Annotated in this window: 16 protein-coding genes; 6 read left to right on the top strand and 10 right to left on the bottom strand. The window is 61.2% G+C overall.

Features of this window, described 5'->3' with window-relative positions; genetic code table 11:
* Nucleotides 1-56: 56 nt before the first annotated feature.
* Both ACRY08_RS13345 and ACRY08_RS13340 read right to left on the bottom strand, forming a co-directional pair.
* On the bottom strand, nucleotides 57-245 hold the full coding sequence (locus ACRY08_RS13345; RefSeq protein ID WP_432450449.1) for a hypothetical protein: 189 nt from the start codon (nucleotides 243-245) through the stop codon (nucleotides 57-59).
* Nucleotides 246-420: 175 nt separating this feature from the next.
* Nucleotides 421-1140 (bottom strand): response regulator, encoded by a 720-nt coding sequence (locus tag ACRY08_RS13340; protein ID WP_432450448.1) that lies wholly within the window; start codon nucleotides 1138-1140, stop codon nucleotides 421-423.
* 190 nt (nucleotides 1141-1330) lie between these two features.
* On the opposite strand from ACRY08_RS13340, the gene mce reads away from it, so the two are divergent.
* Entirely contained in the window at nucleotides 1331-1735 is a 405-nt protein-coding gene (mce, locus tag ACRY08_RS13335; RefSeq protein WP_432450447.1) for a methylmalonyl-CoA epimerase, read from the top strand.
* Entirely contained in the window at nucleotides 1735-2013 is a 279-nt protein-coding gene (locus ACRY08_RS13330) for a DUF1467 family protein (RefSeq protein WP_432450446.1), read from the top strand. The genes mce and ACRY08_RS13330 overlap by 1 nt, the downstream gene beginning before the upstream one ends.
* A 32-nt stretch (nucleotides 2014-2045) precedes the next feature.
* Here ACRY08_RS13330 and ACRY08_RS13325 read toward each other — a convergent pair whose 3' ends face one another.
* From ACRY08_RS13325 to ACRY08_RS13315, 3 genes are all read right to left on the bottom strand, one after another.
* Complete coding sequence (locus ACRY08_RS13325) at nucleotides 2046-2735, bottom strand: EI24 domain-containing protein (protein WP_432450445.1); 690 nt, start codon at nucleotides 2733-2735, stop codon at nucleotides 2046-2048.
* On the bottom strand, nucleotides 2732-3310 hold the full coding sequence (locus tag ACRY08_RS13320; protein WP_432450444.1) for a nitroreductase family protein: 579 nt from the start codon (nucleotides 3308-3310) through the stop codon (nucleotides 2732-2734). The genes ACRY08_RS13325 and ACRY08_RS13320 overlap by 4 nt, the downstream gene beginning before the upstream one ends.
* A 101-nt stretch (nucleotides 3311-3411) precedes the next feature.
* Complete coding sequence (locus ACRY08_RS13315; protein WP_432450443.1) at nucleotides 3412-4524, bottom strand: class II histone deacetylase; 1113 nt, start codon at nucleotides 4522-4524, stop codon at nucleotides 3412-3414.
* A 72-nt stretch (nucleotides 4525-4596) separates the two neighbouring features.
* On the opposite strand from ACRY08_RS13315, the gene ACRY08_RS13310 reads away from it, so the two are divergent.
* Complete coding sequence (locus ACRY08_RS13310) at nucleotides 4597-4878, top strand: DUF167 domain-containing protein (protein ID WP_432450442.1); 282 nt, start codon at nucleotides 4597-4599, stop codon at nucleotides 4876-4878.
* Here ACRY08_RS13310 and ACRY08_RS13305 read toward each other — a convergent pair.
* The 5 genes from ACRY08_RS13305 to ACRY08_RS13285 are packed head-to-tail and all read right to left on the bottom strand — an operon-like array spanning nucleotide 4855 to nucleotide 8603.
* Nucleotides 4855-5283, bottom strand: a complete 429-nt coding sequence (locus tag ACRY08_RS13305; RefSeq protein ID WP_432450441.1) for a DUF805 domain-containing protein — start codon at nucleotides 5281-5283, stop codon at nucleotides 4855-4857. The genes ACRY08_RS13310 and ACRY08_RS13305 overlap by 24 nt on opposite strands.
* A gap of 14 nt (nucleotides 5284-5297) precedes the next feature.
* Complete coding sequence (gene plsY / locus ACRY08_RS13300) at nucleotides 5298-5915, bottom strand: glycerol-3-phosphate 1-O-acyltransferase PlsY (protein ID WP_432450440.1); 618 nt, start codon at nucleotides 5913-5915, stop codon at nucleotides 5298-5300.
* On the bottom strand, nucleotides 5908-7179 hold the full coding sequence (gene pyrC, locus ACRY08_RS13295) for a dihydroorotase (RefSeq protein ID WP_432450439.1): 1272 nt from the start codon (nucleotides 7177-7179) through the stop codon (nucleotides 5908-5910). The genes plsY and pyrC overlap by 8 nt, the downstream gene beginning before the upstream one ends.
* A 10-nt stretch (nucleotides 7180-7189) precedes the next feature.
* Nucleotides 7190-7648, bottom strand: coding sequence for a hypothetical protein (locus ACRY08_RS13290; protein WP_432450438.1), 459 nt, complete (start codon nucleotides 7646-7648; stop codon nucleotides 7190-7192).
* Entirely contained in the window at nucleotides 7641-8603 is a 963-nt protein-coding gene (locus ACRY08_RS13285) for an aspartate carbamoyltransferase catalytic subunit (RefSeq protein ID WP_432450437.1), read from the bottom strand. Before ACRY08_RS13285 ends, ACRY08_RS13290 begins: the two co-directional genes overlap by 8 nt.
* Before the next feature lie 127 nt (nucleotides 8604-8730).
* Here ACRY08_RS13285 and ACRY08_RS13280 point away from each other — a divergent pair, with 127 nt between their 5' ends.
* From ACRY08_RS13280 to ACRY08_RS13270, 3 genes are all read left to right on the top strand, one after another.
* Entirely contained in the window at nucleotides 8731-9555 is an 825-nt protein-coding gene (locus tag ACRY08_RS13280) for a uracil-DNA glycosylase (protein ID WP_432450436.1), read from the top strand.
* Nucleotides 9552-10094, top strand: a complete 543-nt coding sequence (moaB, locus tag ACRY08_RS13275; RefSeq protein ID WP_432450435.1) for a molybdenum cofactor biosynthesis protein B — start codon at nucleotides 9552-9554, stop codon at nucleotides 10092-10094. The genes ACRY08_RS13280 and moaB overlap by 4 nt, the downstream gene beginning before the upstream one ends.
* 104 nt (nucleotides 10095-10198) lie before the next feature.
* The gene (locus ACRY08_RS13270; protein ID WP_432450434.1) at nucleotides 10199-11680 is read left to right on the top strand and encodes an efflux RND transporter periplasmic adaptor subunit; all 1482 of its coding nucleotides are present in this window, start codon (nucleotides 10199-10201) and stop codon (nucleotides 11678-11680) included.
* Nucleotides 11681-11682 lie beyond the last annotated feature (2 nt).

The raw sequence follows: 11682 nt of genomic DNA, 5'->3' as shown, positions 1-11682 counted from the left end.
TGATAGGTGTCGGGCCAGTGTCACGAAGCCACGTCGTGCCCCGACCCCAGGGCCGGTCAGCCCTGCCCACCAACCGGTGTTGCAGCAATGCGCTGGCTGGTCGTGTCGGTCACAGTTTCTGTTCCCGAAGAAATGGTCATCACGACGGCGATGGCCAGCATAAAGGTCCCGGCCAAAAGCACGGTCCAGTCAATCACGGCATTTCCAAATTCTTCATCGGCAAAACGCTTCAGTATATTTTTCATCTGAGTGTCCTCGTTATTCAGTCTGCTCGCCCCATATGTGCTCAACATCGCAGTGAATTGGGGCGCAATTGAGGTCGATCCGGACCCATTTCATGCCCTATCCCGGGCAAGAATCGGTGTCAGTCACCGTGGTAAACAAGGCGTTAAGGACAATACCCGGTGCTATGGGTGGTGGTCAGATCGACCGTCTTTCGGCCAGACGTTCTTCCAGCATGCCCGCAACGCGGGCCAAATCCGAACGGGTCATGCGCCCTTCTGCCCGGGCTTGGGCCAGACTGGTGGCAGCCGCTTCCAAGCCGTCATCATGCGCACTGCGGGCCAAACCGCCCAGAAACTGTGCCAGATAATCCTGTGTCTTGCTGTCGACCTTGTCCCGCATCATCTCTGCCACATGCACAAGGTCATCGCGATAGGCCATGCGGTCAGGTTGCACCATGTCGCTGGGCAAGGAACGTGGGCCGGGTGGACCCTCTGCGGCGGGCAATTGCGCCAAGATCGCCTGTTGAAACACTGCCAAACTTTCCACTGGCTTGGCCATGAATCCATCGGCCCCGGCGGCCAAAGCCGCGTCCTCGGCGCCATCATCGCCGCTCATCGCCAGCAAAACAGGCACGCGCACCAATTCCTTGGACAGCTCTTCGATCAACTCGGCCCCGGACCCATCCGGCAACCCCATGTCGACAATCACGATAGACGGTCGGTAGACCCGCAAATGCCGATGTGCCGCTGCAAGGCTGTCCGCGCGCCGAATACGTGCCCCGGACCGCAGACAGAGTAGCCGGATGGCCTCTGACGCGAAACGGCTGTCTTCGACCACCAGCACAGTCATCCCCTGCAAGGGCCGATCCTGTGTTGCGGGCTGCGCTTGAATGAATGTCTCCATATCATCGCTCATGGGGAGCCTCCTTTCTCTGCCACATTGCGACCAAATTGATAAATGCCCGGTTAACGGCCCGTGATTCTCCCCGGTGCACCCCCATGCGCCCAACCCGAGGCCCTGACGCAGCGATGCGGCACTGCAGCACTTGCCCCTGCGCCCCCGCCTGGGATACACCTGCGCGAGGATCAAATTGGGAGAGAGACAGATGATTGGACGCCTGAACCACGTAGCCATCGCCGTGCCGGACCTTGAAGCCGCCAGCGCGCAATACCGCGACACGCTGGGCGCCAAGGTGAACCCGCCGCAGGACGAACCCGACCACGGCGTCACCGTTGTCTTTATCGAACTGCCCAACACCAAGATCGAGCTGCTCTACCCGCTGGGGGACAACTCGCCCATCGCCGGATTTCTGGAAAAGAACCCGTCGGGTGGCATTCACCATATCTGCTACGAGGTCGACGACATTCTGGCCGCGCGTGACCAGCTGCAAGCCTCGGGCGCGCGGGTTCTGGGTACGGGCGAGCCGAAAATCGGTGCCCACGGCAAACCGGTTCTGTTTTTGCACCCGAAGGACTTCACCGGCACGCTGGTCGAACTGGAACAGGTCTGATGTCGATCACCGCTGCCCTCGTTCTTTATGTCGTGATCTGGTTCGTCACCATGTTCGTGGTGCTGCCAATCCGGCTGCGCACGCAAGGAGACGAGGGTGACATCGTGCCCGGCACCCATGCCGGTGCGCCGGCCAATTTCAAACTGGGACGCACGCTGATCATCGTGACCATTGCGGGCACGCTGGCCTGGGCGGCCATTGCCGGGATCATCATATCAGGTTGGATCGGGGTTGAGGATATCGACTGGTTCGACCGCTACGATGATGTAACGGGATAAAAGAAAAGGGCGCCACTTGGCGCCCTTTTACTTCACCGCCCAGCGAGCCGGTGAAACATATGCGTGAAGCTTGCAGCACCCAAAATAGGGATCAACAAGTTCACCAGCGGCACCGACAGCGGCACTGCCATCAAGCATCCGGCAAACCAGATCTGTGCGTTGTGGCGGCGGCGCAGCGCGTGTGCGTCTGCTCGTGGCATCCGGCGCATGGCGGCCATGGTGAAGTACTCTCGACCCAGAAGGTACCCGTTCACCGCGTAAAACAGAACTGGTGCAAGTGGACCAAGGAAGAAGAACAGGAGCAGCGCGATCAGGTTCACCCCAACGATCACACCAAAAAAGCCAAGACTTTCTTGCACGGCCGAGAAGATGGACTGCTCTGGATTGGGGCCAAGATGTGGGTAGTGGCGCGCCTCAACCGCATCTGCGACCTCGTCCAGGAAAAGCCCGGTAAACGCGCCTGCGACGGGCACCATCAGGACCACGGACAGAACGATCATCAACAGAACCGACGCCCAAAGCGCCAAACCCTCGACCCAGTTCACCTCGCCGATAAAGGGCAGCGACAGCGTGTCGGGCACCAAGAAGCCCACCAGCCAGGTCATGCCCAGGGTCACGGCAACCAAAAGGCCGATTGTCAGGCCCAGACCCTTTAGCAGTACATTGCGAAAACGCGGGTCGCTCAGTTGGCCAAGCGCGCGAAAGAAGTCGTCGAATATCATGTCTCGATCCATGTGGTTTTGGCAGGCACATCGGGGCGCGGGCGTTCGGGCGGGGCGACGGTTTCCGTGCCGATATGAATGATGCCCGCAACGCGTTCGTGAGCGGCGAGGCCAAAGGCGTCTCGTGTGAATTCTGCATCGAAACTCGCCCAGCCGGACAACCAGTTCGCCCCCCAGCCAGAGGCAAGTGCCGCGTTGAGAAGCGCCAGACAAACGGCCCCGGCAGAATAGGTTTGTTCGATCGCAGGCACCTTTTCGCTGTCCACCGGGCTTTCCACCACCACGATGGCCAGCGGGCTGCGGTCATAGGCGATCTGTTCTTTTTCGATCTTGGCTTCATCCAGCCCCAACGCAGCACCACGTTCGGCCACAAGGGCATGGGCACGTTTAAGCGCGGGCTTTTCCAGCACCACAAAGCGCCATGGCTCCAGCTTGCCATGGTCCGGCGTGCGGGCGGCGGCGGTCAGAATCGTATGGATGGTGTCGCGATCCGGGCCGGGGCCAGTCAGGGTTTTGGCCGGGCGCGAACGCCGGGTCAGCAGGAAGTCGAGCGCGGCTTGATTGCGGTCAGGCATGTCGTGTCCTTTGGTCGGGCAATGGCTTGCTTGGCCGCATCTGATGTCGGCTGGCTTGGGGCTTATGTCGGGTCTGTGTTGCCCAACGTCAAGATGTTAAGTCACGTTACATTGAGGAATGTGGCCAAGTCCGCAAGTTGGCTGGAAAAGAACGCCTCTGCCGCGGCATTTGGCTGACGCGCGGCGAAGGTTTCCGCCAAAGGATCGGGCGCGTGCCGCTTGGAGGCCGACATCTCTTCCAGCACGGCATGGCCGCAAAACGGCACGTAAACCTCGGAATAGCCGCCCTCATGCGCCATCATCAAGCGACCGTCACACAGATCATCCGCCCAAGCCATGACCAGTCGTGTCATTTGTCGAAACGTGTCCGCCGTTGCAAGCATGCAGGACAGAGGATCAATCAACGCCGCGTCATAGCCATTGGCGATCACGATCACCTCTGGTTCATGCGCACGGATCGCCGGGTAAACCAGCCGCTCCATGGCTTCCATATATGTGGCATGCCCTGCCCCCGGCGGCAGCGGGATGTTCATATTGGTCCCCTGCCCTGCGCCTTCGCCCCGCACCTGCGCATCGCCCGTGTCCAAAGGATAGTTGCGTTCCTGATGGATCGAGATGGTCAACACGTCGGGATCATCAATGAACACCGCTTCGGTGCCATTGCCATGATGCACATCCCAATCCAGCACCACAAAGCGCTTGGCCAATCCCTTGGCCTGCGCATTGCGGATCGCGATGGACAGGTTGGCCAGCAGGCAAAACCCGTTGGGAAAATCGGGCAGGCAGTGGTGGCCCGGTGGACGTGACAGCGCATAGGCATTGTCCAGTTTGCCGCGCAAGACCGCCTCGAGTGCGGCCACGGACAGCCCCGCAGACAGGGTCGCAATCTCGTAGCCCCCCGGACCAAAGGGCGTGCGCAGGCCCAGCTCTCCACCCCCGGTGTCAGAGGCCTGCCGGAACGCCTCCAGATAGCTGGCAGGATGCACGCGTGTCAGCATCTCGTGATCCGCGTTCTCTGCCGTTTGCGTGATCAGATCCTGCGTCAGGCCGGTCACATCCATCAGGTTTTTGAGCCGCCGTTTGGTCTCGGGGTTTTCTGGCAGTCCCCCCGCCGCCAGAGGTTGAACCAGCCCCCCGACCGGCAAATTGCCCGCATAGTTTCCACCCGAATGCCAAAAGCATTTTTCGTCCCAGAAAAACCCTGTCTTGCGCATGCGAACCTCCTGTTTTCTGCACAGTGACCGAGGAACCTTGCGCCGTCCAGCCCGGCGCGGCACTCTGATCAGATGAAGAAAGGTGAACTTTCACATCTTGCGCAAGAAGGCGCGCGGATCGCCGTGCGGGTGACACCGAAAGTATCGCGGAACGAGGTCACATTGCATGACGGGCAGATACGGGTGATGACAACTGCGATTCCCGAAGATGGAAAAGCCAACAAGGCGGTGCAAAAACTTCTGGCCAGCGCTCTTGGAATTGCAAAATCGCGCCTTGAACTGAGGCAAGGCGCGTTTTCTAGAAATCAGGCTCTTAGAACCGTTGGACGATCAGTCGCCGACATTTGGGATTGAAGACGGGGCGTAATCGCCATCGTCGGCTCCAACAGGGTCATTCCCGAAAGGGTCGTTGCCAAACTGGTTCGGACCTTGGGTGCCGGGCTGGCACATCCAATAGATCAGAACGATCCAACCGATCAGCGGCACAAGGATCAACAACATCCACCAAGCCGACTTGTCGATATCATGCAAACGACGTGATGTGACGGCAAGGCTTGGAAGGATCGTCGCCAGGGAAAACAAATCACTGAGCGGTGAAAACAGGTTGCCCCAGCCAAATACAGCGCCATCCACAAGGCCCAGCACAATCGACGCGATGATGATGAAAAGCGTGAACCACCAATACTCGCTGCGTATCGCGCGGCCCGAGAATGTCACGTAGTTCTGGAAACAGGTTCTGACAGACGTCTGAAAATCCATTTATTTGATCCTTGTCACTCTTGGCGTTGCTTGCGCCCAATGCGTGGCTCTTCGCCGGATTTGATGCGCGCGATGTTTGCGCGGTGACGATGAAAAATCAAGGCACCCAAAGCCACCGAGATCAAAACCATGCTGTGCCAGCCGAAAATTGCCGCGACGACGGGTGACAGGGCGGCGGCCACCAATGCGGCAAGCGACGAGATACGAAAGACCAAAGCGGTGACAAGCCAGAGAGCACAAGCCGCAAGCCCCAGCGGAAAGGCCAGGGCCAGCATGGTGCCCAGCCAGGTGGCCACGCCTTTGCCGCCCTTGAAACCAAGAAATACGGGAAAACAATGCCCCAGAAAGGCCGTGAACCCGGCCAGTTGCGCGGCATCTTCGGCAAACAGGGCGCGGGCAATCAACACAGCTCCGCCCCCTTTGCCCGCGTCGCCGATCAGGGTCAGAAGCGCTGCCAGCTTGTTGCCTGTGCGCAGAACATTGGTCGCCCCGATATTGCCCGACCCGATCTGGCGCAGATCGCCCAGACCAAAAAGCCGCGCCATCACGATGCCAAAAGGCACCGACCCCAAAAGATAGCCCCCCAGCGCCACAAGACACAGGATGGGCAGCGCGGTGGTCAGCTCAGGCATCATCGCCTCCGAAAACGCGGGTGCCCGCGACCCATGTGCCCAGCACTTTGCCCTCCATCCGCGCGCCATCAAAAGGCGTGTTCTTGGATTTCGAACGCAGTTTGAAACGGTCCAGAACGAAGGGCGCGTCGGGATCAAACAGCACCAGATCGGCGGGCGCGCCTTTGGTCAGCTCCCCACCCGGCAGACCCAGTCTGCGGGCCGGGTTCAGAGACAACGCGCGCCACAATGTGGGCAAGTCGATCAGACCCGCATGCACCAGCCGCATCGCGGCCGGCAACAGCGTTTCCAGACCTACAGCACCCGAGGCGGCTTCTTCAAAGGGCAGACGTTTGCTTTCTTCATCCTGCGGCGTGTGCATCGATGATATGATGTCGATCAAACCCGACGCCACAGCCTCGGCCATGGCCAGCCTGTCTTCTTCAGACCGGAGCGGCGGCTTCACCTTGAAGAAGGTGCGATAATCGCCCACGTCGAATTCATTCAGTGTCAGGTGGTGAATATTCACCCCGGCTGACACGTCCAACCCGGCGGCTTTGGCGCGTTCCAGCGCGGGCAGGGATTTTGCCGTCGACAGGCTGTCGGCGTGATAGGCCACACCGGTCATCTCGACCAAGGCCAGATCGCGCTCGAGCCCCATCCGTTCCGCCTGCGGGCTGACCGCCGGAAGTCCGCGCAGAGAGGCAAACTTGCCCGAGGTGACCGCCGCCCCTTTGGACAGCTGCGGATCCTGAGGGTGGCCAATGATCAACGCACCCAGTGAGCGCGCATAGGTCATGGCGCGGGAATAGACCTTGTTGTCCGTCACCACGTGGTCGCAATCGGTGAAGGCCACGGCGCCTGCGTCCAGCATGAAGCCCATTTCGACCATTTCGCGCCCCTCGCGGCCCTTGGTCAGCGCGCCCATGGAATGCACATTCACCGGCGCGACCTGACCGGCGCGTCGCCCGACGAAGGCCAGCGTCTCGGGCGTGTCGACGGCAGGCGTGGTGTCGGGGCGAATGACCATGGTGGTGACCCCACCTGCCGCCGCCGCATGACCTGCGGTCTTGAAGCTTTCCTTGTGACGTTCGCCCGGTTCGCCGATCTTCACGCCGATATCGACAATCCCCGGCGCAAGACATTTGCCACCACAATCGATCACGTCGCCTGTCTCGCGCTCATTGACGCCGGTGATCAACCCGCCGTCGATGGTCAGGCTGCCCAGCGCATCTGTGCCGGTCTCGGGGTTGATCAGGCGGGCATTGGTGAAAGTGGTGGTCATTGTGCTCTCCTCATGCCCCCCGCGCGCGGTCGATGGCCGCTTGAGTGGCCTTGGCATCCGCCTGGTATTTCAACATGTATTTGTCACCGGAATGTGTCACCACCTGCGCGGCGGTGAAGATCACATTCACCTTGTCGATATTGCTCAGAAGGATCGTGCGGTTGCCCGGCCCGATCAGGCGCCGGTTGGTCAGATGCCAGGTAAACCCAAGCTGCTCACGCGCGACGTAGAACCCACGCACTGCAATCGCCGCAACCGCCCCGACAATGCCCGTCCACGCATGTGGATTGCCCATATACATAAGCGTGCCCGACATCAGGACAGACCCAAGAGCTGCCAGCAAAACATGCTCTTTCACATAGGTGCTCAGATTGCCGGAATAGCTTTCGATCAGCTGTTCGCCCGGTTCCAGTTCTGGTCCAGTCTGGCTTTCCAGCCGGGGTTCGAGTTCGAACTCTGGATCAGACATAAACACCCCCGGCGGTCTCGGCCCGCGCTGCTTTCAGATTGCGCGCCAGCAGGTCCATCGCGGCCATGCGCACGGCAACGCCCATCTCGACCTGCTCCTGAATGACGGATCGGTTGATGTCATCTGCAATGGTGCCGTCGATCTCGACCCCCCGGTTCATCGGGCCGGGGTGCATGACGATGGCGTCATCCTTGGCATGGGCCAGCTTTTCGGCGTCCAGACCAAAGCGGTGATAATATTCGCGTTCCGAGGGGATAAAACCGCCATCCATACGCTCGCGCTGAAGGCGCAGCATCATGACCACATCGGCGTCTTTCAAACCCTCTTCCATGTTGTCATAGACCTCGACCCCGAACTGGTCGATCTGGCTGGGCATGAGCGTCGGCGGGCCGACAAGGCGCACACGGTTTTCCATCTTGCCCAGAAGGATCAGGTTCGAGCGGGCAACGCGGCTATGCGCGATGTCACCGCAAATCGCGACGGTCAGGCGATGCAACCGGCCCTTTTCGCGCCGGATCGTCAAAGCATCAAGCAGCGCCTGCGTGGGGTGTTCATGCTTGCCGTCGCCCGCGTTCAAAACGGCACAATTCACCTTCTCAGACAGCAGGTTCACGGCCCCCGAATGCGGGTGGCGCACGACCAGCAGATCGGGGTGCATGGCGTTCAGCGTCAGCGCCGTGTCAATCAGCGTCTCGCCTTTTTTGATGGACGAGGCCTGCATCGCCATGTTCATCACATCCGCACCCAGCCGTTTGCCGGCAATCTCGAACGAGGCCTGCGTGCGGGTGGAGTTTTCAAAGAACATGTTGATCTGGGTCAGACCGGCCAGAGCCTCTGACCGTTTCTGGGCAGAGCGGTTCAGATCCACATAGCTGTCAGCAAGGTCCAGAACGGATGTAATCTCTTCGGGGCGTAAAGGTTCAATCCCCAGAAGATGGCGTTGGCGGAATGTCATGCGGGCCTCCGTCCTTGGTTCCCAGCGCTTATAGGGTCGGGGCGCGGGTTCGTCTATCCCTTCTGTGGCGCTGCCCGGTTTTGTCAGGGGCGTTTACCTTCCCGACGCGCGCGCATAGGCTGCGAGCATGGAATCGGCACCGCAAACGGAACTGGACTGGCACAGCGCAAAAGCGCTGTTGGACTGGTATGTGGAACTGGGCGCGGTCGACGCGGTTGGGGATACGCCTGTTGACCGTTATGCGCTGGCTCCACCCACGCCAAAACAGGCACCCGCCCCGAAAGCCGCCGCCCAAGACCTGCCCAAGCGGGCAACACCGAAAGCGCCGCCTGCCGCCCCCAGCATCGACTACGTCGCTCTGGCCAAACAGGCCGCAGCAGGGGCGCAGGACATGGATGGGCTGAAGGCCGCCATCAAAGCCTTTGACGGCTGCGAGCTGAAGAAAGGCGCGCGCAATACGGTGATTTCGGACGGCAACCCGGCAGCGCGTGTGATGATCATCGGCGAAGCACCGGGACGGGACGAGGATCGTGAAGGCAAACCCTTTGTGGGCCGCGCCGGGCAGCTTCTGGACAAGATGTTTGGTGCTATTGGCATGGGGCGCGACGTGCCTCTGTCGAAAGACGCGGTCTATATCACCAACGTCATGCCCTGGCGCCCACCGCAGAACCGCGATCCATCGCCCGAGGAAATGGCCATGATGGTTCCCTTCCTTGAGCGTCACGTGCAGCTGGTGGCCCCCGACCTGATCGTTCTGATGGGCAACACCCCCTGTCAGGCCGTCCTTGGTAAGCGCGGCATCACCCGGTTGCGGGGCGGCTGGCACGAGGTCTGGGGCAAACCCATCCTGCCGATGTTCCACCCGGCCTACCTGCTCAGAAACCCCGCTGCCAAGCGTGAGGCCTGGGCCGACCTTCTGAACCTACAGGCCAAGCTGAAGGAACGTGAATGACCCGCATCGACGACAGCAAGGAATTCATCCCAGTCCGCATTGCGGTGCTGACGGTGTCCGACAGCCGCTCCATGGCCGAAGACCGATCCGGCGACACGCTGGTCGCGCGCATCGAAAAGGCTGAGCACCAGCTGGCCGACCGCAAGATCATCCGGGACGAACGTGGCGAGATTGCAGATCAGCTGCGCGCCTGGTCGCTGGACCCCGAGATTGACGTGGTGATCTCCACGGGCGGCACTGGGCTGACCGGTCGTGACGTGACCGTCGAAGCCCATCGCGATGTCTACGAGAAAGAGATCGAGGCTTTCGGCACCGTTTTCACCATCGTCTCGATGCAAAAGATCGGCACGTCGGCTGTGCAAAGCCGCGCCACGGGAGGCGTCGCAAACGGCACATATCTTTTCGCCCTGCCTGGCAGCCCCGGCGCCTGCAAAGATGCGTGGGACGAGATTCTTGTGCATCAGCTGGACTATCGCCACCTTCCCTGCAACTTCGTCGAAATTTTTCCGCGGCTGGATGAACACAAGCGACGGAAGTGATCCGCCGCCCCGTTTAACCCGTAACAAACCTGTGGCGCGCGCTGTCGAAGCTGTGACCACACGCCGCTTGCCCTGCCCGACGCGGCGGGTCAGGATGGGCGGGGATGAAACGGAGAATTCTTATGCGCTTTCTGGGCCGTAGCCTGATGGGCCTCTTTCTTCTGGCGGCCACAATCGCCCTCTTGGCGACGGCCGTTTTGACCGTGACCAGCGCGATGAAAGCGCGCGCTGAACGCGAAGGTGCGCGCCCCGGCGGCGAAGAGAGGGTATTTTCGGCCAATGTGGCGACCATCACGCCGGGCCGCGTGGTGCCCGTTTTGTCTGTGAATGGCGAAGTTTCCGCGCGCCGGGGTCTGGACATTCGCACCCTTGCCGGTGGCACCGTGGTCGAAATGGCCGACACGTTTGAAACCGGCGGCAAAGTCATGCAAGGCGATCTTTTGTTGCGCATCGACCCGCTTGATTTCCAACGCGCTGTAGAACTTGCACAAACGGACCTGACACAAGCCGAGGCAGAGCTGCGCGACGCGCGCGCGGCGCGCGATCTGGCGCGTGATGATCTGGCCAATGCCCGCCGCCAATCAGACCTGCGCGAGGCCGCGCTGCTTCGTCAAAAAGACCTGCAATCGCGCGGTGTGGGCACCGAGGCCGCCGCCGAAAACGCCGCCTTGGCCGCCGCCAGCGCCGAGCAGGCGGTGCTGTCCAAACGACAAGCGGTGATCTCGGCCGATGCGCGCATCGCCACGGCGCAAGCCACCCTGACCCGCCGCCGCGTGGGGTTGGAGGAGGCCACCCGCCGACTGACTGAAACCGAAATCCGCGCGGGCCTGTCCGGCACGCTGGAAGACGTGAGCGTCGTTCAGGGGGGCATTGTCACGGCAAACGAAAAGCTTGCGCGCATCATTGACCCGACCTCGCTTGAGGTCAGCTTTCGCGTCTCTACCGCGCAGCACGCGCGCCTGATCGGCCCCGATGGCGCGCTTAGCGCGCAGCCTGTATCCGTCCGGCTGGCCGCAAATGGAGTGGACCTGACAGTGGCCGGCAAAATCGCCCGCGAAGGGGCGTCGGTCGGGGATGGCCAGACCGGGCGACAAATCTTTGCAACGCTCGAACCGGCCCCCAAACTGCGCCCCGGCGATTTTGTCACGGTCGACATTGCGGAACCCGCTTTGGAACAAGCGGTTCTTTTGCCTGCCTCGGCACTGGGTGCCGATAACTCCGTCGTGATCCTGGGCGAGGGCAACCGACTGGAAGCCGCCCCCGCCACCCTTCTGCGCCGCCAGGGCGATGACGTGATCCTGCGTCTGGACGGGATGGCAGGGCGCGAAGTGGTGCTGGAACGCACCCCCACCCTTGGGGCCGGGATCAAGCTGCGCCCACTGCGCAAGGGATCAGATGGCAAACCCGTGCCCGAAGCCCCCGAAACTGTCACGCTGAACACCGACCAGCAAAGCGCCTTGCTGGCGTTTCTGTCGGCCAATGATCGAATGCCGGAAGATCGCAAAGCCAAGCTGATGAAAGAGATCAAGGCCGGCGAACTGCCCGCCGACACCTTCGCGCGGCTGCAAGCCCGCATGGGGCAGTAGCC

It is taken from the genome of Aliiroseovarius marinus, assembly GCF_050881025.1.
GTDB classification, from domain to species: Bacteria; Pseudomonadota; Alphaproteobacteria; order Rhodobacterales; family Rhodobacteraceae; genus Aliiroseovarius; species Aliiroseovarius marinus_A.
The sequence above is the reverse complement of the archived record's forward strand: the minus strand, read 5'-3'. Positions and strand labels throughout refer to the sequence as shown.